This window comes from Micromonospora sp. NRRL B-16802, from assembly GCF_001279555.1.
Lineage (GTDB): Bacteria > Actinomycetota > Actinomycetes > Mycobacteriales > Micromonosporaceae > Micromonospora > Micromonospora profundi.
In genome coordinates, this window is record NZ_LGEB01000064.1 from 285,517 (window position 1) to 306,141 (window position 20,625).

Annotated in this window: 15 protein-coding genes; 14 read left to right on the forward strand and 1 reads right to left on the reverse strand. The window is 69.4% G+C overall.

The window, feature by feature from the left end; translation table 11 throughout:
• Positions 1 to 110: 110 nt before the first annotated feature.
• The 8 genes from ADK66_RS18000 (at position 111) to ADK66_RS18035 (ending at position 8,351) form a co-directional block, all read left to right on the forward strand.
• Entirely contained in the window at positions 111 to 1,379 is a 1,269-nt protein-coding gene (locus ADK66_RS18000; protein ID WP_053656753.1) for an ABC transporter substrate-binding protein, read from the forward strand.
• Between the two features lie 4 nt (positions 1,380 to 1,383).
• Positions 1,384 to 2,367 carry a carbohydrate ABC transporter permease gene (locus ADK66_RS18005; protein ID WP_197281560.1) on the forward strand — a complete coding sequence of 328 codons (984 nt, stop codon included), beginning with the start codon at positions 1,384 to 1,386 and terminating at the stop codon, positions 2,365 to 2,367.
• Complete coding sequence (locus tag ADK66_RS18010; RefSeq protein WP_053656755.1) at positions 2,367 to 3,194, forward strand: carbohydrate ABC transporter permease; 828 nt, start codon at positions 2,367 to 2,369, stop codon at positions 3,192 to 3,194. Before ADK66_RS18005 ends, ADK66_RS18010 begins: the two co-directional genes overlap by 1 nt.
• Before the next feature lies 1 nt (position 3,195).
• Positions 3,196 to 4,431 carry a mandelate racemase/muconate lactonizing enzyme family protein gene (locus ADK66_RS18015; protein WP_053656757.1) on the forward strand — a complete coding sequence of 412 codons (1,236 nt, stop codon included), beginning with the start codon at positions 3,196 to 3,198 and terminating at the stop codon, positions 4,429 to 4,431.
• Between the two features lie 275 nt (positions 4,432 to 4,706).
• A complete protein-coding gene (locus ADK66_RS18020; protein ID WP_053656759.1) occupies positions 4,707 to 5,735 on the forward strand; it encodes a (R,R)-butanediol dehydrogenase in 1,029 nt (342 codons plus the stop codon).
• Complete coding sequence (locus ADK66_RS18025; RefSeq protein WP_053656761.1) at positions 5,732 to 6,493, forward strand: SDR family oxidoreductase; 762 nt, start codon at positions 5,732 to 5,734, stop codon at positions 6,491 to 6,493. The genes ADK66_RS18020 and ADK66_RS18025 overlap by 4 nt, the downstream gene beginning before the upstream one ends.
• The gene (locus ADK66_RS18030; RefSeq protein ID WP_053656763.1) at positions 6,490 to 7,368 is read left to right on the forward strand and encodes an amidohydrolase; all 879 of its coding nucleotides are present in this window, start codon (positions 6,490 to 6,492) and stop codon (positions 7,366 to 7,368) included. Before ADK66_RS18025 ends, ADK66_RS18030 begins: the two co-directional genes overlap by 4 nt.
• Entirely contained in the window at positions 7,365 to 8,351 is a 987-nt protein-coding gene (locus ADK66_RS18035) for an aldo/keto reductase (RefSeq protein WP_053656765.1), read from the forward strand. Before ADK66_RS18030 ends, ADK66_RS18035 begins: the two co-directional genes overlap by 4 nt.
• Positions 8,352 to 8,397: 46 nt before the next feature.
• On the opposite strand, the gene ADK66_RS18040 is transcribed toward ADK66_RS18035, so the two are convergent.
• A complete protein-coding gene (locus ADK66_RS18040; protein WP_053656767.1) occupies positions 8,398 to 11,946 on the reverse strand; it encodes a ThuA domain-containing protein in 3,549 nt (1,182 codons plus the stop codon).
• 509 nt (positions 11,947 to 12,455) lie between these two features.
• Here ADK66_RS18040 and ADK66_RS18045 point away from each other — a divergent pair.
• From ADK66_RS18045 to ADK66_RS18070, 6 genes are read left to right on the forward strand one after another with little or no spacing between them, the layout of a single operon-like run.
• A complete protein-coding gene (locus ADK66_RS18045; protein WP_053656769.1) occupies positions 12,456 to 13,967 on the forward strand; it encodes a sugar ABC transporter ATP-binding protein in 1,512 nt (503 codons plus the stop codon).
• Between the two features lie 55 nt (positions 13,968 to 14,022).
• Entirely contained in the window at positions 14,023 to 14,997 is a 975-nt protein-coding gene (locus ADK66_RS18050; protein ID WP_053656771.1) for an ABC transporter permease, read from the forward strand.
• A 2-nt stretch (positions 14,998 to 14,999) separates the two neighbouring features.
• Positions 15,000 to 15,974: an ABC transporter permease gene (locus ADK66_RS18055; RefSeq protein WP_053656774.1), complete on the forward strand. Its 975-nt coding sequence runs from the start codon at positions 15,000 to 15,002 to the stop codon at positions 15,972 to 15,974.
• An 11-nt stretch (positions 15,975 to 15,985) separates the two neighbouring features.
• On the forward strand, positions 15,986 to 17,170 hold the full coding sequence (locus tag ADK66_RS18060; RefSeq protein WP_197281561.1) for a substrate-binding domain-containing protein: 1,185 nt from the start codon (positions 15,986 to 15,988) through the stop codon (positions 17,168 to 17,170).
• 6 nt (positions 17,171 to 17,176) lie between these two features.
• Entirely contained in the window at positions 17,177 to 18,058 is an 882-nt protein-coding gene (locus ADK66_RS18065; RefSeq protein WP_053656776.1) for a sugar phosphate isomerase/epimerase, read from the forward strand.
• A 47-nt stretch (positions 18,059 to 18,105) separates the two neighbouring features.
• Positions 18,106 to 20,499 carry an RICIN domain-containing protein gene (locus tag ADK66_RS18070; RefSeq protein ID WP_231640084.1) on the forward strand — a complete coding sequence of 798 codons (2,394 nt, stop codon included), beginning with the start codon at positions 18,106 to 18,108 and terminating at the stop codon, positions 20,497 to 20,499.
• Positions 20,500 to 20,625: the final 126 nt, after the last annotated feature.

Genomic DNA, 20,625 nt, shown 5'->3' on the forward strand with positions numbered 1-20,625 from the left:
CCCAGTGTACGGGTAAACGTTGACGTGATACGTCATACGAGTTACGTTCTCGGTCATTCTTGCATCGACGGCCGGTTCTGCGGCCACTCTCCATACGAAGGTGAGCAACGATGAAGCAACGAGCAGTGTGGGCCGCAGTCCTCGTTGCGGGGCTGGCCCTGACGGGCTGTGGAAGCGCCACCGGAACGGGTTCGTCGTCTTCGGGCTCGGCCGACAAGCTGATCGTCTGGGACTGGAAGTCCGGCGAGGCCAGCTCCGCCGCGTACGTGGAGAAGGCCAAGGCCGACTTCGCCAAGAAGCACAAGGACGTCAAAGTCGAGTTCGTCGCCCAGCCGTTCGACCAGTACTACACGCTGCTGGGCGCGGCGATCCAGGCCGGTAAGGGGCCGGACGTCATCCTCTTCAACGGCGGGGGCCAGATCCGTGACCGGGTCGGCTCCCTCCTGCCGCTGGACGAGCACGTGGCCGACGACCGGCAGCGACTGGCCGGCTGGGAGGCGTTCGCCAAGGACGGCAAGACCTACGCCGCGCCGGTGACCCTCCAGGGGCACCCGATCTACTACAACAAGGCGCTCTACGAGAAGGCAGGCCTCGACCCGGCGAAGCCGGCCACGACGTGGACGGAGTTCCTCGCCAACTGCGGCACCATCACCAAGGCGACAGGTGCCAAGTGCTTCGCCGTCGGTAACAAGGAGGGCATCGGCATCCAGTTCTTCCTGTCCGCCCTGGCGTCGGGTGTCCTCACCGGCCAGGAGTACGACGACTGGATCGCCGGCAAGCGGGACTGGAACTCGCCGAACGTCAAGCGGATCTTCCAGCTGTGGAAGGAGACCGGCACCGCGGGGTTGAACAACGACGGGGCGAACTCCACGGCGATGTTCAACGACGCGTTCGCCGTCTTCCAGTCCGCGAAGGCCGCGCACATCATCGGCCTGATGTCCGACATCGGGCACTGGAAGGACTTCAACGAGTTCGTCACGCCCGAGAAGCTCGGCGTCATGACGGCCCCGGTGGTGACCGCCGGCACCACGCCGAGCCTGCCGTACGACGGTGGCATCGGCTACGCGGTCGCCAAGTGGACAAAGGACCCGAAGGTGGCCGCCGACCTGGTGCGGTCGCTGACCTCCACCGACGCGCTCCAGGCGTTCTACGCCAACGCCGGCGCGATCACCGCCGACACGACGATCGACGTGTCGCAGGGCGGTCCTGCCGTGACCACGATCGTCTCGGAGATCAAGACCGGCAAGCCCGCGCCGCACGTGGCGCTCTCCTCCAAGTCGATCGACCTGATGGGCAGGCTCTCCCAGCAGTTGCTGAGCGGTTCGGTCACCGTCGACGAGGTCGTGAAGCAGATGGCCGCTTCCGACGCGGCGGGCTGATCTCGTGCCGATCGGAAAGTCGCTCCCGTCGGTCCGTCCGGTCTCGACCGGGCGGGCCGGCGGGGTGCAGCCCATACCGCCCCCGGAGCCCCGCGTTCGCGGCGCCGCCCGGCGTGCCGCCGGTGGCCGCCGCGCCGAACTCCTCGCGCCGTTCGTGCTCGTCGCCCCGGCCGTCCTGATCCTCGTGCTGCTGCGGCTGTGGCCGCTGCTGCTCGGTGTCAACTTCTCCTTCACCGGCGACGGCGAGCGCGACGGCGCGGCCGTCGGCTTCGACAACTACGTCGACCTGTTCCACGACCCACTGTTCCGGGGCGCGCTGCGCAACGTCGGGTTGCTGGTGCTGCTCCTGCCGGTGGCGGTGGCGATCCCGGGCATCATCGCCACGTTCATCTACCTGCGCGTGCCGGGTCACCGGTTCTACCGCAGCGTCTACTTCTTCCCCGCCGTGCTGTCCCCGGTAATCGTCGGCGCGATCTTCAACCTCCTGCTGTCCTTCGACGGCCCTGTCAACTCCGTGCTCGGCGCGGTCGGCATCGGCCCCGTGGACTGGCTCGGCGACCCGGACGTCGCCATGTTCGCAGTCGTCGGCGTCCACATCTGGGCGACCTTCGGGATGGCGCTCGTGGTGTTCCTGGCCGGCTTCGCGACCCTGGACGGCACGCTGCTTGACGCCGCCCGGGTCGACGGCGCGTCACTGGGCCAGGTCATCCGACACGTCATCATCCCCAGCCTCACCCGCACCATCCAGTTCGTCTTCGTGACCACGATGATCGGGATGCTGACCTCGATGTTCGGCCTGCTCTACGTCATGACCACCGGCGGTCCCGAGGGTTCGACGTACCTGCCGGAGTACTACATCTGGATCCAGCAGGGCCAGATGAACCGTCCGGCGCTCGCGTCGGCCGCGTCGACGGTCCTCTTCGTCATCATGCTCGTCGTCGGGCTGCTGCAACTCAAACTGCTCCGACGATCCGGGAAGGTGGACTGATGTCCCGCGTCCGACTGGGCCGCTGGCTGCTCGTCATCCCGATGGGGTTGCTCGCCCTCGCGACGATCTACCCGCTGTTGTTCACCGCCAACGTCGCGATGAAGACCCGGCGGGAGTACATCCTCGACCGTTTCTCCCTGGCCGACTCCCTGCGCCTGGAGAACATCACCACGGCGTGGAGCAGCGTCGGGATGGCCCGGTACGCCGCGAACTCGGTGCTCGTGGTGGCCTGCTCGGTGTTCCTGCTGCTGCTGTTCGGCTCGATGGCCGGTTTCGCGTTGAGCCAACTGCGGTTCCGTGGCTCGTCGGCGTTGTTCATCGGCTGCCTCGCGGCGCTCTTCGTACCCTTCCAGGTGATCATGGTGCCGCTGGCGCGGATCATGGCGGACACCGGTCTCGTCGACACGTATCCGGGGCTGATCCTCGCCTACGTCGCGCAGTTCCTGCCGTTCACGATCTTCCTGATGGCCAGCTACTACAAGACCATCCCGGCGGAGATCGTCGACGCGGCGCGGATCGACGGCAACAGCGTGTACGGCGTCTACGGCCGGATCATGCTGCCGCTGGGCGCTCCGGCGCTGCTGTCGGTAGGCATCCTCAACACCCTGTTCTGCTGGAACGACGTGCTCATCGCGCTGCTGATGATGCCGTCGGCCGACCATCGCACCCTGATGGTCGGGGTGACCTCGCTACGCGGGCAGTACTCCGAGGACATCCCCACGTTCGCCTCCGGGGTGCTCATCGCCGCGATTCCCGTCCTGGCGATCTACCTGTTCCTTCAGCGCCAGATCGCCGACGGCGTCGCCGCTGGTTCCACGAAAGGCTGATATGCGCATCACCGGGTATCGAACCCTGACGACCGTCCAGCAGTGGGGTCGGCCCGTCGGCGACGCCAACGGCATCCTTCCCCACGGCGTCACCACTGTGCCGATCGTCATCGTCGAGACCGATGAGGGAATCAGCGGCGTCGGCCTGGGGCCGGCCGTGGAGATCGAGGCGATCTTCGCGGCCATCGAGGGGGAGGATCCCCGCGCGGTGACCACACTGTACGACCGGATGCTGCGGCAGACCTTCAAGGCCGGCCACGGGGGCCCGGTGTTCGGGACCGTCGGCGCGCTCGACACCGCCCTGTGGGACATCAAGGCGCAGGTGGCCGGCGAGCCGCTCTGGCGGCTGCTCGGTGGCCGGGACCGACACGTTCCGGCGTACGCCTCCGGTCTGGACATCGGCCTGAGCGACGACGAACTCGTCGCGGAGTACGAGGTCTACGCCGGGTACGGCCTGCGTGCCGCCAAGCTCAAGGGCGGCCTCGACATCGAACGGGACCGGCAGCGGCTCGCCCTGGTGCGCGACGTGCTCACCGAGGCGGGCCACGGCCGTCGACCCGGCCTGATGCTCGACGTCAACGAGGCGTGGTCGCGCAAGCAGGCCGTCCGGCACGTCTGCGAACTGGAGCGCACAGTCGATCTGGTGTGGATCGAGGAGCCGGTGCGGCGGTGGGACGCCGAGGGTCTGGCCGCCGTCGGCCGTGGTGTCCGCGCGGCGGTCGCCAGTGGCGAGAACCTCACCGGACTGGAGCAGTACCGGCCGCTGATCGGCGCGGGCGCCCTCGACATCGTCCAGTCGGCCGCCGTCTGGGGCGTCACCCACTTCCTGCGGGTGGCAGCCCTGGCGCATGCTCACGACCTGCCGGTGAGCCCCATCGGCAACAGCCCGATCGGTCTGCTGCACGCCGCGACCTCGATCCCCAACCACCTGGTGAGCGAGTTGCAGGACCTGCGGCCGCCGGTGGGCCTCGACGTCGACCTGCACATCGCCGACGGCGCCTTCGTCCTCGGCGACGTGCCCGGCCTCGGCATCCGGGTCGACGAGGCGACGATCCTGGCGGCCGGCCACCGGCCGGGCAACCCGAGCGCGGACAGCCCGAACGTCCGTCCGGAGCGGGCCGGCCTACGCCTGCTCGCGGAGGCCGACGATGCCGCTGCCACGCCGGCGCTGCGGGTCGAGTCCCTGCTCGCCGACGCTGTCGCGGCCCACCAGGACGCCGCACCCGTCCGGCGTTGATCCCGCCGGGCCGGCCCGGCCCGGAACCCGCCATCACCGAAAGGACCCCGAGTGTCATCCTCGCTCGTAGCCTCCAGTCGGACATCGACGGCGCTCGCCGCCAGGCCGACGGCTGGCGCCCGCACCGGGCCGCTGACCACGCCGGCAGGGACCACCCGGCCGAACCGACCCAGCCCGACCAGGGCCCGCATCCTCGGGTCGCGGATGCGCGGCAACACGGCAAACGTCCGACCGTACGCAGCGGCGGAACCCCACCACGTCGAGACGGAGCAGCGGTGAAGGCAGTTGTCTACCGGGGGGCACGGGACCTCGCCATCGAGGATCACGCCCCGCAGGCACCAGGTCCCGGGCAGGTACGGATCGAGGTGGCGTACACCGGGATCTGCGGCACGGACCTGCACATCTTCCACGGCGACATGGACGCGCGGGTGGGCACCTCGGCGGTCCTCGGGCACGAGATGTCCGGCCGGATCGCCGCCATCGGTGAGGGTGTGACCGGTTGGTCGGTCGGGCAGGCGGTCACTGTGATGCCGACGCGCGCCTGCGGGCGCTGCCCGGCGTGCCGCCGGGGCGACTCGCACATCTGTCATTCAATGGATTTCCTTGGCATCGACTCGCCGGGTGCCATGCAGTCGTCGTGGACGGTCCCGGCGGATCTGGTGCTTGCGCTCCCCGACGACCTTCCACTTGACCACGCGGCACTCGTCGAGCCGGTGGCGGTGGCGGTGCACGACGTCGGCCGTGGGCGGATCGTGCCGGGCGAGCAGGTAGTGGTGGTGGGTGGCGGGCCGGTCGGTGTGCTCATCGCCGCCGTGGCCCGCGACCGTGGCGCGCAGGTCCTGCTCGTCGAGCCGGACGGCTTCCGCCGGTCGGTGGCCGCGAGGATCGGGATCGAGGCTGTCGATCCGGGGCCGATCGACGTGGTGGCGCTTGTGAACGAGCGGACCGGCGGCGCGGGCGCGGACGTGGCGTTCGAGGTGTCCGGCTCGGCCGGCGGGGTCGGCACTGCCGTCGACGTGCTGACGACCCGTGGCCGGTTGGTGCTGGTGGCGATCCACCCGCAGCCACGTCCGGTGAATCTGCACCGGTTCTTCTGGCGTGAGTTGGAGTTGGTGGGTGCGCGGTTGTACCAGCGTGCGGATGTGGCCGAGGCGATCCGGCTCGTCGCGGCGGGGATCGTGCCGGCCCGGGAGCTGATCTCCCGGGTGCTGCCGGTCGAGGATGTCACCGACGCGTTCGTGGCACTGGAGGGTGGCGGGGGCGTCCTCAAGGTGCTGCTGGACTGGCGGGAGGAGGGCCGATGAGCGCGTTGTTCGACCTTTCCGGACGCACCGCGCTGGTGACCGGCGCCCGGCGGGGCATCGGCCTGGCGATGGCGGAGGCCCTGGCGCTCGCCGGTGCGGACGTCATCGGGGTGTCGGCGCAGTTGGAGTCCGAGGGCAGTGCGGTGGAGCAGCGGGTCCGGGCCGCTGGCCGCCGGTTCACCGGCTTCCGGACGGACCTGGGGGACCGCGCGGCGGTCTACCGGCTGGTCGAGGACGTCGCCGCGCTCGGCCCGGTGGACATCCTTGTCAACAACGGTGGGACGATCGCCCGCGCGCCGGCGGTGGATCACCCCGACGAGATGTGGGATCGGGTGGTGCAGGTGAACCTGTCCAGCCAGTTCGTGTTGAGCCGGGAGATCGGTCGGCAGATGGTCGACAGGGGCCACGGCAAGGTCATTTTCACCGCCTCGCTGCTCAGCTTCCAGGGCGGCATCAACGTGGCGAGCTACACCGCGGCGAAGTCCGGCCTGGCCGGGCTGACCAGGGCGCTTGCCAACGAGTGGGCGGGTCGTGGGGTGAACGTCAACGCCATCGCACCCGGCTACATCGCCACCGACAACACACAGGCGCTGCGCGACGACCCCGACCGCAACGAGGCCATCCTGGGCCGGATCCCGGCCGGCCGGTGGGGACGGGCCGACGACCTGGCCGGCGCCGTCGTCTTCCTGGCCTCCCCGGCCTCGGACTACGTGCACGGCACCGTCCTGCCCGTCGACGGCGGCTGGCTCGGCCGATGATCGCGACGCAGCTGGCCGGACGACCCGGCATCGTCGACGCACACCACCACCTCTGGATCCGCGCCCGGCACCCGCAACCGTGGATCGACCCGCACACGATGGCCGCTATCGACAACGACTTCACCGCGGCTGACCTCGCCCCGGTGGCACGCGCCGCAGGAGTCACCGAAACGGTCGTCGTGCAGTCCATCGCGTCCGTGGCCGAGACCGAACACCTGCTGGGCGTCGCTGCCGATGACCCCCTGATCGGCGGTGTCGTCGGCTGGGTCGACCTCAGCGCCGACGACATCGACGAGCGCATCGACCGGCTCCGTGCCGCACGCGGCGGGCAGCGGCTGGTCGGCATCCGTGATCTGGTCCAGTCCGAGCCCGACCCCGCGTACCTCGACAGGCGTGACGTCCGGCGGGGCATCGCGGCGGTCGGCGCCGCCGACCTCACCTTCGACCTGCTGGTCCGCGACCGCCAGCTGCCCGCGGCCATCCGGCTCGTGCGCGACCTGCCCGAGGTGCCGTTCGTCCTCGACCATCTCGGCAAACCCGCGCTCGGGCAGCGGAGCCTCGGCGACTGGCCCGACGATCTGCGGGCGCTGGCCGCCCAGCCGAACGTCACGGCGAAGCTCTCCGGGCTCGTGACCGAGGTGGACGGGCCGTCCTGGTCGGCCGCGGACCTGCGGCCCGCCGTCGAGCACGCCCTCGACGTGTTCGGCCCGGACCGCCTCATGTTCGGCTCCGACTGGCCGGTGTGCCTGCTCGCCATCTCGTACACCAGGTGGGTCGAGGTGCTCGACGAGCTACTGGAACCACTCGGCGACGCCGAGCGCGCGGCGATCTGGCGGGACACCGCCCGCCGCTCCTACCGGCTGGGGGAGCCGTGATCTCCCGGGCGCTGCCGCGCCGGCCGGCGGTCCACCTCACCGCCCTCGGCTTCGGCGCCGCCCAGGGCGGCAACCTGTACCGGGGGACCTCCGACGACGAGTTCGCCGCCGCCGTGGACGCTGCGTGGGCGGCGGGCATCCGATACTTCGACACCGCGCCGCACTACGGGCTCGGGCTGTCCGAGCGGCGCCTCGGCGCTGCCCTGCGGTCCCGCCCCCGCGACGAGTACGTGGTGTCGACGAAGGTGGGGCGGCTGCTCGTCCCGTCGCCGGAGACCGCACACCAGCGGGACGCCGACGGCTTCGACGTGCCGGCCGACCACCGACGGGTCTGGGACTTCAGCCGCGACGGCGTACTCCGGTCGTTGGAGGCCAGCCTGGAGCGCACCGGCCTGGACCGGGTCGACGTGGTCTACCTGCACGACCCCGACGAGCACTGGGAGCAGGCGGTCACCGAGGCCGTTCCGGCGCTGGTCCGGCTGCGCGACGAGGGCGTCATCGGCGCGATCGGCGCGGGCATGAACCAGTCGGCGATGCTTGCCCGGTTCGTCGAGGAGACCGATGTCGACGTCATGATGTGCGCCGGCCGGTACACACTGCTGGAGCAGGGCGCGCTTGCCGACCTCCTGCCCGCCGCGCAGGCCTGCGGGGTCGGCGTGGTGATCGCCGGGGTCTACAACTCGGGGCTGCTGGCCCGCGACCGGCCGCCGGCCGACGCTGTCTACAACTATGAGCAGGCCCCGCCGGAGCTGATCGAGCGTGCCCGGCAGATCGCCGACGTGTGCGAGGCCTACGGCGTGACCCTGCCGCAGGCGGCACTGGCGTACGTCCGCCAGCACCAGGCCGTCGTCTCGACCGTCGTCGGCCTGCGCGACGTGGCCCAGGTGACCGAGACCCTGCGCCGGTCCGAGGCCGACGTCCCGAACGAGCTCTGGCCGGCGTTGCGCGCGGCCGGGCTGCTCGGGACGTCGACACTTAGCTGACGACGGTGCGCCGGCCACCCGAGGATCGGGTGGCCGGCGCCGGCCGTTATACCGCTGTGAACCGCCACTGCTGGTTGGCGGCGGTGTGGCAACCCCACTGGAGCAGCCGCGCCCCGTCGGCAGTGGAAGCGCCGTTCACGTCGACGCAGAGCCCGCTCGGCACGCTCTTGACCGTGTAGACACCTGTGGTGGCCGTGGCCGTGACGAGGAACTTCTGCTGATTGGCGTTCGAGCACGTGCTCTGTTGCAGGAAAGCGCCCTGTGCGGTGGACCCGCCGACGACGTCGAGGCACTTACCGCTGTGCACCGCCTTCAGATAGACGGCGCCGCTCCCGGCGTCGACGGCCTGCCACTTCTGGTTGTTGCCACCGGTGGCCGCCCACTGGGTGATCTGGGCGCCGTCGGCGGTGGAGACGCCGCTGACGTCCATCAGCTTGCCGCTGTGCTGCGCGGTGAGCGTCCAGGTCTTTCCCGCCACGCCGGTGCCGGTGCCGGGAACGCCGACACCGGCACCTCCGAAGGTGTACGCGTCGAGATCGAACCAGTTGTTGCCGCTGCCCTTGAACACCATGTAGAGCGTCTGTGTGCCGCCGAGGGCGGCGACGCTCACCGGAGCCGTGGACTGGTAGTTGTCCCAGCCGCCGGTGCTGGGCACCGTCGTCGTGGCCAGCAGCGTGCCGGTGGGCGAGCCGGCGCGCAGCTCGATGGTGCCGCCACCGGACGGCGACGACAGCCGGTAGCTGACGTTCGTGATACCCGACAGGCTCATCGGGTTGAACGCGATCCAGTCGTTGTTGGAGATGTCGCCGACACGCTTGCCGCTCTCCGCGGCGGACTGCTCGACGACCCGGACACCGGACTGGCTGCTGTAGTACTCGGCCTGCTTGTGCTTGGGTTGCAGGATCACCTGCGCGGTGCCGGTGAGCGGGGCCGCGCCTCCCGCGCCGCCGTTGTCGGTGTACCTGGCGTTCAGCACGTAGAACAGGTTGGCGCCATCGGGGTGCCCACCGAGCAGGTCGGTGGAGATGGTGCCCGAACAACCCGGATACTCGGTGGTCTCGTGGGCGTGGTCGTCGTGACCGAGCGCCGGGTTGAGGACCACCTTCGAGCAGTCGACAGTTCCGCCGTCGGGATCGGTGACGGTGATCTGGTACGGCACCTTGTCGCCGAAGGTGAGCATGCCTCCGTTGGGCGGGGTGGTGATGGTGACCACCGGGGCGCTGTTGCCGACGGTGATCTGGACGTTGGCGAAGCCCGTCTTTCCGGTGTTGTCGGTGACCTTCAACTGCGCCGTGTAGTTGCCGTTGGAGGTGTACACCTTCGACGGGTTCGCCGCCGTGGACGTGGTGCCGTCGCCGAACGTCCACTGGTAGCTGAGCGTGTTGCCCGGGTCCGGGTCGGCAGTGCCGGCGCTGCTGAACTGGACGGTGAGCGGCGCGCTACCGCTTGTGGGCGTACCGGTGGCCTTGGCGATCGGCGACCGGCCGCCCTGGATGTAGTCGATCCGGTAGAGCCCGGAGTCGCTGTTGCCGCCGCCGAAGTTGGTGCCCCACTCCAGCAGGTAGAGCGACCCGTCCTTGCCGAACTCCATGTCCATCGGCTTGTTGAACCGGGCAGTCGGCAGGAACGGGTTGGTGCGCGTCACCGCCGTGGCGGAGTCGAAGTGCACCTCCTTGATGTAGCTGCGCGACCACTCGTAGAAGAAGTGCACGCCGTCGTAGTAGGGCGGGAACTTCGTGGCGGACGGGTTCGCCGCGTCGTAGCGGTAGACCGGGCCGCCCATCGGTGCGGAGCCGCCCGAGCCGAGCTCAGGGAAGGTCGGCGAGGTGCCGTAGCCGTACCACATGTTGGGGGCGACGACGGGCCGCAGGCTGGTCAGGCCGGTGTTGTTCGGCGAGTTGTTCACTGGCGCGGAGCAGTTGAACTTCGCCCCGACCACGCCGGTGTCCGGGTTGAACGGCGCGTACGGCTGGTTGTCGCCGTGGCAGAACGGCCAGCCGTAGTTGCCGGGCGCCTTGATCACGTTGAGCTCGACAAGGCCCTCGGGGCCGCGGTTGGTGGTGGGCGGGTTGCGGTCCGGTCCGTAGTCGGCCAGGTAGACCCAGCCGTTGGCCGGGTCGATCGAGAAGCGGAACGGGTTGCGGAAGCCCATCGCGTAGATTTCCGGCCTGGTCTGCGCGGTGCCCTGGGCGTAGAGGTTGCCAGTGGGAATCGTGTAACCGCCGCTGGCCTGCGGGCGGATACGCAGCAGCTTTCCGCGCAGGTCGTTGGTGTTGCCGGCGGTGCGGGCCGCGTCGAGGTTGGACTTGCCCGAGCGCCAGTCCAGCGGAGCGTAGCCCTGCCAGTTGGGGTCCAGGTTCGGCGGCGTGTCATCGCCGGTGCCGATGTAGAGGTTGCCGTCCGGACCGAACTCGATGTAGCCACCCGTGTGGCCGGGTTCGGGGAAGGTGCGGTCCCGGTACGCGGGGATGTCGATGATCCGCGCCTCACTGGACAGGTTCAATGTGTCGCCGGTGAGCGTGTAGCGGGAGACGCGGTTGACGTCTGTGCTGCTGCTCGCCGGTGAGTGGTACAGGTACACGTACCCGTTGCTGGCGAAGTTGGGGTCCAACGCCATGCCGGTGAGCCCGTCCTCGCCTCCGGTGTAGACGCTCAGCGTCCCCGCGGTAACTGTGCTGTTCGTGGACGGCTTGAAGATCTTCACCTGACCGCCGCGCTGGACGTAGATGACGCGGCCGTCCGGTGCCACGGCCATCGCCATGGGGTCGACGGTGTTGTCGTCGAGGGTGCGCTTCTCGAAGTTGCCCCAGACGGTGCCGCCGCAGTCACCGGGGAGGTTGCCGGCGGCCCACTTCACGCCACCGAGGACGTGGTTGCGGAAGTTCGTCTCGCTGTAGGACTCGCTGGCGTGGCCCATCGCGGTGGCCCACACACGCCCGCCGCCGGCGTTGCGGCACCAGGAGATCGGGTGGTCCGGGCCCATCGCGCGGGAGCCCGGGTTGTACGTGCGCTCGTCGGCCGTCACCAGGACGTGCACGTTGCCGCGCGGGTTGGTGTCGAAGTTGTACCACTCCTCGCTGCGGTTCCAGCGATCCGGCAGGCCGACCGTCGACGGGTGCTGCTTGTCGGCGACGATGGCGGTGCCGGGCAGCACGCCGGGGGAGTGCTCAGGCATGTGGGCGCCGCCGTTGACGGTCTGGTCCCACCACGGGTACTCGGCCTCGATGCCCATGTCGGTGGCGTTGTGGACGCCGACGATGCCCTTGCCGCTGGCGAGGTAGCCCTCGATGGCCTGGCGTTGGGCGGCCGAGGTCCAGACCATCCCCGAGGTCTGGAACATGATGACGACGTCGAAGGTGGCCAGGTTGGCGGGCGTGAAGACGCTCGCGTCCTCGGTCTGCACCAGTTCGAAGTTGTTGGCGGCCGCCTGCTGCTGGAACATGCTGATCCCGGCGGGGATCGAGTCGTGCCGGTAACCGGCGGTCTTCGTGAACAACAGGGCGCGGAAGGCCGGGGCCGCCGACGCTGGCGGGGCGAGGCCGAGCACCAGCATCAGGCTGGCGATCATGCCCATGATCAATGTCTTGCGACGCATGCCGTCTCCTAGGTCGGGCGGGCAACGGGGTGTGCGACCACGTGCCGGACAGCGCGTCAGGTTGTGTCTGGACACGTGTGTGCACGAGTGCTGGTCGGTCTTCGTGCCGTCCGCCGAAACGGCAGTCAGGTCCGCGGAACGTCACACAGCGTGAGATGGGCGGTGTAGTCGTCCTGCGGGTGTCGACGTCAGGATGAGCTAAGCATCGACATATGTCAATAAATCGGGAACATCCGATCTTGTCGGACGGTGGGATGAGCGAGTCCGACGCCCACGTGTCGACGTCGCTGGCGATTCGGGGGGTGAGCGGTGGCTGCGGCTGTGGATCGAGGATTGCGCCGTCGCATCCAAACATCTATCTTCATACGTGTGATGTTTCGTCGATGTCAAGGAAATGTTTGCACCATAAAAACGTAAGGGACCGTGGCGGGCTGTGAAAGTGCGTCGTGCTCGTGCGCCGAACGGCCTCCGATCCTGCCGATGACTACTATCTGTAAAGGGCTCCCGGGATGTCAGACCCACGGCCGGCGCCGCTGCTCACGCTGCGAGGCATCGGCAAATCGTTCCTCGGGGTCCGCGTCCTCGACGGTGTCGACCTCGATGTCGCGCCCGGCGAGGTGCACGCCGTCGTCGGCGAGAACGGCGCTGGCAAGTCGACCCTCATGAAGATCGTCTCTGGCGCGTACGCCCCGGACGAGGGCGCCGTCGAGTTCGACGGCCAGTCACGCGCCTTCCGTGGCCCGCGCGACGCGCAGCGGGCCGGCGTCGGCATCATCCACCAGGAGTTCAACCTGTTGCCGGAGCGGACGGTCGCCGAGAACGTCTACCTCGGGCACGAGCCGACCCGCCGTGGGCTTGTCGATCGCCGCGAGATGCTCGACCGCACCAGGCGACTGCTCGCCTCCATCGGGGAGACCACGTTGCCGGCCGACGCCCCTGTGGGGCGGCTCGGTGTCGCCCAACAGCAGGTCGTCGAGATCGCCAAGGCCCTCGCCCTGGACGCGCGGCTGCTCATCATGGACGAGCCGACGGCGGCCCTGGCCGACCACGAGGTCGAGTTGCTCTACGGGCTGGTGCGCCGGCTCCAGGAGCGGGGCATCGGCCTGCTGTACGTCTCGCACCGGCTCACCGAGGTCTTCGACCTGTCCAGCCGGATCACGGTCCTCAAGGACGGCCGTCGCGTCACCACTGTGGACACCGCAGCCACCACCGCTGACGAGCTGGTGCGGCACATGGTCGGCCGGGAGCTGTCCAGCTACTACCCGGCCCGGGCCGCCCCCGAGGACGTCGGCGAGGTCCGGCTGACCGTCCGCGACGCGGGAAACCGGAAGCTGCGGGGCGTGACCCTCGACCTGCGTGCCGGCGAGGTCCTCGGCGTCGGTGGATTGCAGGGCTCCGGGCGGTCGGCGCTGGCCCGCGCGCTGTTCGGGGTGGCCCCGTTCACCAGCGGCGAGGTCACGCTCGACGGCCGACCGGTCCGGCTGCGCTCGGCGCGCGCCGCGATGCGGGCGGGCATCGCCTACGTCACCGAGGACCGCAAGGGGGAGGGGATCGTCGCCCGGCAGTCGGTGCTGGACAACGCGTTGCTGGCCAGCCGGGCCGTCTTCGCGACCCGATCCGGTCGTGCCGCACGGACGATCAAGGTCCGTGAGTTGCTCGCCGCCGTCCAGGTCCGCTCGGCCGGCGACGACCAGGAGATCAGGTTCCTCTCCGGCGGCAACCAGCAGAAGGTCGTCCTGGCCCGCTGGCTCGCGATCGACCCCCGGATCCTGCTGTTCGACGAACCGACCCGGGGCATCGACGTCGGCGCGAAGTCGGCCATCCACGACCTCGTGCGCAGTCTCGCCCGCGACGGCGCCGCCGTCCTGATGATCTCGTCGGAGCTGCCCGAGCTGCTCGGCATGAGCGACCGGATCATCGTCCTGCGGGACGGCCGCGTAGCGGGCGAGTTGCCCGCCGGTGCGACAGAGGAGGACGTCGTGGCCCTCGCGGTGGGCACCGTCGCCGAGGTGGTCCAGTGAGCGCGAGGAGTGAGCCGGGTTTGCGAGCCCCGCAGTCGCGAGCCGAGGTGGTCCAGTGAGCGCCCTCTCGCTCCTGCCGGCTCGGCGTCCCGTTCCGGGTGTGTTCGTGGCGCTCGCCCTCACCCTCGTGATCGGCTGGTTGGTCGTCCTTGCCGACGGCGGTCAGCTCTTCAATCCGTCGACCACTGTGAGCCTGTTGCACGTCGCCGCCGGCCTGGGGCTTGTCGCCGTCGGCCAGACCCTTGTCATCCTCGGCGGTTCGCTCGACCTCTCGGTGGCGTACGTGATCAGCCTGAGCACCCTCGTCGGTGCGGAGGCGATGAGCGGCAGCGACGGCGCGGTGCTTCCGGCGATCGGGCTGGCGCTCGCTGTCAGCGCCGCTGTCGGGCTGCTCAACGGGCTGCTTGTCACGAAGCTGCGGATCAACGCGTTCATCGCGACCCTCGGCGTCGGGTTGCTGCTCAAGGGTTACCTCGACAACGGTTACGACGGGCCGGCGGGCGAGACCGCGCCGGCGCTCGTGCGAACGCTCGGTTACCAGCGCGTGGGGCCGGTGCCGGTGTCGTTCCTGCTCCTGCTCGTCGTGACCGGGGCGGTGTGGTTCGCGCTCACGCGTACCCGCTTCGGTCATCACCTGGTCGCCGTGGGCGGCGACCCGGAGGTGGCCCGGCTGTCCGGTGTCCGCAACGACCGTGTCCTCGTCACCGCCCACGTGCTGTGTTCGCTGTGCGCCGGCCTGGCAGGGGTCTACCTCGCGAGCCGGCTCGGCTCGGGCGCACCGAGGGTCGGCACCGAGGGCCTCTACGACCTGGAGTCGATCGCGGCGGTGGTGCTCGGCGGCACGGCTCTGGCCGGCGGGCGTGGCGGTGTCCTCGGCACTGTCGGCGGTGTGCTGCTGCTCGCCAGCATCGACGCCATTTTCAACCAACTTGAGGTCGACGCCTTCTTCAAGCAGGTGATCCGGGGCGTCATCATCATCGCGGCGGTCGCCGTCTACGCCCGACGTGCTCTCCGAAAGGCGGGGTCCTAGCCGTGCGGATCGCCGAGCGCCGTGCACTGCCACTGCGGATCCGCACCGACGGGGTCGTGCCGATCTCCGCGATCCTCGCGGTGCTGCTGATCCTCGTCGCTGCGGTGCAGCCCGACTTCCTCGCGCCGCCGTCGCTGATGTCGTTCCTCGGCCGGTCGGCGCCGATCATCCTGCTGGCCGCCGGTCAGTACTTCGTGATCGTCTGCGGGGAGTTCGACCTGTCCGTCGGGTCCCTTGTCACGGCGCAGGTAGTCGTCGCCGCCCGGCTCATCGACAGCGAGCCGTCCCGTACCTGGCCGGTGGTCGTGCTGCTGCTCGTCGGCGGTGCGCTCGTCGGGCTGGTCAACGGCCTGGTCACCACCGTGCTGCGGGTGCCGTCGTTCATCACCACCCTCGGCATGTTCCTGATCCTCGTCGGCGCTGTGTACCTGTGGTCCGACGGCGCACCCAAGGGCGGTCTCTCCGAGGAGTTCCGCCGCTTCGGCCGGCGGGCCATCGAGGACGTGCCGCTGCTGGGCCGGATCCCGTACGCCCTGCTCGTCCTGGTGGCCGTGGCCGTGCTCGCCGTGCTGCTGATGCGCTCCGACTTCGGCCGCACGCTTGTCGCCGTCGGCGACAACCCGCGCACCGCCGAGCTGAGCGGTGTACGGGTCGGGCGTACCAAGACGATCGCGTTCATGCTCAGTGGCCTCGTGGCGGCGGTCGCGGCGATCCTGCTCGGCGGCTACAGCGGCGTGTCGTTCCAGGCCGGCGTCGGCCTGGAGTTCGGGGCGATCACGGCCGTCGTTCTCGGCGGGGTCGTGCTCGGCGGCGGTCGCGGCTCGGTCGTCGGCGCCATGCTCGGCGCGTTGACCCTCGAGACGCTCTTCGCGCTCATGAACTTCACAGGCGTCTCCGGCGCCCTCAGATCAACCGTCCAGGGCGCGATCATCCTGCTTGCCGTGGCGGTCTCTTCCCTGCGTTCTTCCTCCCGATAAAAGGAGAATCGATGAGACGTACCATTTCCGTCCTGGCCGCGGTGAGCCTGCTGGTGCTTGCCGGCTGCGCCACCGACGAGCCGGCCGCGTCCCCGTCGGCCACCGCCTCTGCCGCCGAGGGGGCGGGCACGGGGGAGCAGTCGAAGTTCTTCGTGCAGGCCGACTACGACAACGAGTTGGCGTTGCTCGACGTCGCCCCGACCGGGCCGGCCGACAAGCCGTGGGAGCAGGTGCTCAACCCGAAGATGGTGGACACCGCGAAGTTCAAGAAGAACGGCCCGCACAAGGTCTGTTTCTCGAACGCGGCGCTGAACAACCCCTGGCGGCAGGTCGGTTTCAAGACGATGCTTGCCGAGGTCGACGCGCAGCGCAGCCGGATCAGCGAGTTCGTGCACGTCGACGCCGAAGGCAAGGACCAGAAGCAGATCGCGGACATCAACGACCTGCTCGGCAAGAAGTGCGACGCGCTGATCGTCTCGCCGAACACCACCGCCACGCTCACGCCGGCCGTCGAGGCCGCCTGCAAGGCCGGCCTGCCGGTGATCGTCTTCGACCGCGGGGTCAACACCACCTGCCCGGTGACCTTCATCAACCCGGTGGGCGGCTACGGCTTCGGTCACGTCGGCGCCGAGTTCGTCAGTCAGAAGATGAAGCCCGGCGGCAAGCTGTTGGCCCTGCGCATCCTGCCCGGTGTCGACGTGCTGGAGACCCGCTGGTCCGCCGCGAAGATCGCCCTGGACAAGGCGAAGGTCGACGTCGTGGGCGTCGAGTTCACCGACGGCGACCCCGCCAAGACCAAGAAGATCGTCAACGACTACATCCAGCGGTACGGCACGATCGACGGCGTCTGGATGGACGCCGGTGCGGTCGCCGTCGCGGCGGTCGAGGCGTTCCAGGACGCGGGCAAGCCCGTACCGCCGATGAACGGTGAGGACCAGCTCGACTTCCTGAAGCTGTGGAAGGACAAGAACCTCACGGCCATCGCTCCGACCTACCCGACGTACCAGTGGCGTACGCCGGTCATCGCCGCGCTGAACATCCTCGACGGCAAGCAGGTGTCGAGCCCGTGGAAGCTGCCGCAGCCGACGATCACGCAGGACAACCTGGACCGGTACCTCGACACGAGCATGCCGCCGCTGCACTACGCCATGTGCGGCTGCACCGACCTGCCCGGCTATCCGCAGCGCTGGAAGTAGCAGTCGATGTACGCCGTCGGCGTCAATCCCTGGGTGTGGGCCTCGCCGGTCGACGACGCGGCCCTTGCCGAGCTGATCCCGCGGATCGCCTCGTTCGGGTTCGACGCGGTGGAACTGCCGATCGAACAGCCCGGCGACTGGGATCCGGTCCGTACACGGGATCTGCTTGCCGCGCACGGCCTGGCGGCGGCCGGTGTCTGCGCGGTCACCCCGCCCGGCCGGGATCTGGTGGAGGCCGCTCCGGCCGTCGTGGAGTCGACGGTGGCGTACCTGCTGGGATGTGTGGCGAGCGCGGCTGCCGTCGGCGCTCCGTGCGTCGGCGGTCCGGTCTACGCATCGGTCGGCCGCACGTGGCGGATGTCGCCGGCGGCCCGCACGGAGTGCTACGCCCAGTTCCGGCGTGCCCTGGCGCCGGTGGCCGACCGGGCCGGCGAGTCCGGGGTGAGCATCGGGGTGGAGGCGTTGAACCGCTACGAGACGAGTGTCGTCAACACCGTCGAGCAGACCATCGAGCTGATCGACGGCCTCCCCCCGAGCGTCGGCATCATGATCGATACCTACCACATGAACATCGAGGAGGCGGACCCCTACGCCGCCCTCGCCGCCGCCGGCCCGTACGTCAAACACGTCCAGGTCAGCGGCACCGATCGCGGCGCCCCCGGCGCTGACCACTTCGACTGGCCCCGCTTCTTCACCACCCTGCGGGCCACCGGCTACCGAGGCGCGGTCTGCATCGAGTCGTTCACGGCACAGAACGCGACAATCGCCACCGCCGCCTCGATCTGGCGTCCGTTGGCCCCATCCCAGGACCGTCTCGCCACTGATGGCCTGCGCCATCTCCGGACGATCCTCGGCGACCCCCACCGCACCCCGACCCCGCCCGGTTGAGGCGATCCGACACCTCCCCACACCCCCTCATGTCAGGAGACCGTCCCGTGCTCCTCTCCTCCAGTCCGCCGCTGCGCCGAATCCTGGCTGGCGCCGCCGCTACAGCGCTGGCCACAGTGGCCGCCGTGGCCGCCTCGGCGTCCCCGGCCCTCGCCGCCACCACCACCCTCTACGCATCCCCCACCGGCACCGGCACCACCTGCTCCGCCACCCAACCGTGCTCGGTGACCGCCGCACAGACCGCGGTACGCAGCCGCGTCAGCGCGATGTCCGGTGACATCGTCGTGGAACTGGCCGACGGGATCTACCGGCTCTCGTCGCCGTTGCGACTCACCGCCGCCGACTCCGGCACCAACGGCTACCAGGTGATCTGGCGTGCCGCACCCTCGGCCCGCCCGACGATCAGCGGCGCCCGGGCGGTCACCGGCTGGTCGCTCGTCGACGCCGGTCGCAACATCTGGCGGGCCAGCGTCCCCGCCGGGCTCGACAGCCGTCAGCTCTACGTCAACGGCGCCGTCGCCACTCGCGCGCGTACCGCCATCAACCGGGCCGACTTCACGTTCACCACCACCGGCATGCGGTTCAGCAACAGCGCGTTGAGCTACCTCAACAACCTCGGCAACCAGAGCCGCGTCGAGGTGGAGAGCGTCGGCTCGTTCACCGACCGCTACTCGCCGGTGCAGAGCATCAGCGGCAACGTCCTGACGATGCAGCAGCCCGCCTGGAACAACAACACGTTCGGCTTCGACACCCTGTCCAGCCCGCACCGGGCCGGTCCGTTCTACCTGGCCAACGCGTACGAGTTCCTCGACTCCCCGGGCGAGTGGTATCTCAATCCGGGCAGCGGCCAGCTCAACTACATCCCTCTCGCGGGGCAGAACATGTCAAGCGTCGCCGTGGAGCTGCCGCAGTTGCAGTCCCTGGTGAACGTCGGCGGCACCTACGACGCGCCCGCGCACCACATCTCGTTCAGCGGCATCACCTTCACCGGCACCAGCTGGCTCGGCCCGAGCAGCAGCAACGGCTTCGCCGACCAGCAGACCGGCGCGCACATCACCGGCACCTGGGCTCGGCCGTCGGACGCGCTGACCTCCTGCCAGGCCGGCTGCCCGCAGTTCGAGGCCACCCGGCCGAACTGGAACCAGATGCCCGCCGCCGTACAGGTCTCGGCGGCGAACACGATTACCTTCAGTGACTCCCAGTTCGTCAACCTGGGACAGACGGCCATCGGCATCGGCAACGACGCCAACGCCCACGCCAGCGGCGTCGGCCTGGGTGCCAGCAACATCACCGTCACCCGCTCCGAGATCGCCCGCAACTCCGCAGGCGGCATCGTGGTCGGCGGCGTACGCGCCGACGCCCACCACCCGGGTGACCAGCGGATGGTCAACCGCAACATCACCATCAGCAACAACCGGGTGCACGACCTCGGCCTGGAGTACCGGGGCGTGGTCTCGATCCTGACCACCTACGTGAACACCGCGCTGATCTCGCACAACGAGGTCTACAACATGCCGTACACCGGCCTGTCGGTCGGTTACGGCTGGGGTGCCAACGACGCGGGCGGTAGCCAGCACTACGCCAACCGTGGCCTGTACAACTACCAGCCGCGGTACACGACGGCCACCACCGCCGCCAACAACCAGGTCATCGGCAACTACGTACACGACGTCATGCAGCAGATGACCGACGGCGGGTGCATCTACACGCTCTCGGCGAACCAGGGCGGCACCATCAACGAGAACTACTGCCTGCGGACCAATGGCTGGTTCGGCCTCTACTTCGATGAGGGCTCGCGCTACTACACCGCCCGCAACAACGTGTTCTCCTCCACCGGCACCTGGGCCACCGCCAACTACTGGTACGCGGAGAACATGGGCAACTTCACCGTCACCAACAACTGGGCGACGAACAACAGCACGAACGTGACGAACGGTGATCGGGGCAACGTCGTCTCCGGCAACGTCACGGTCTCCGGCGGCAACTGGCCGTCGGGGGCGCAGACGGTGATCAACAATGCCGGCGTCCAGAGTGGCGGCGGTACCAACCCGCAGAACGTGCAGATCGTGGGTGTGCAGTCCGGACGGTGCGCCGAGATCGGCGGGTCCAGCACCACAAACGGCACGCAGGCCCAACTGTGGGACTGCGTCGGGGCCACCAACCAACGGTGGACGGCCACCGCGAGCCGGCAACTGATGGTGTACGGCAGCAAGTGCCTCGACGCCACCGGCCAGGGGACCAGCAACGGGACCGCCGTGGTGATCTGGGACTGCAACGGGCAGGCCAACCAGCAGTGGACCATCAACGCCAACGGCACGATCACCGGCGTGCAGTCGGGCCTCTGCCTGGACGCCAACGGCGCCGCGACGGCGAACGGCACAAAGCTCATCCTCTGGTCGTGCAACGGCGGCACGAACCAGCAGTGGCAGCTGCGGAGCTGATTCCGGCTAGCCCCGACCGGCCGTCGCCGACGGTCGGCCGGGGCGCACCGCGCGACGGCGAGCGCCCTCGGTGTCGTCCCGTCCCGCTCGATCGACGGCCGCCATTGTGGGTAGTGGTGTTAGCGC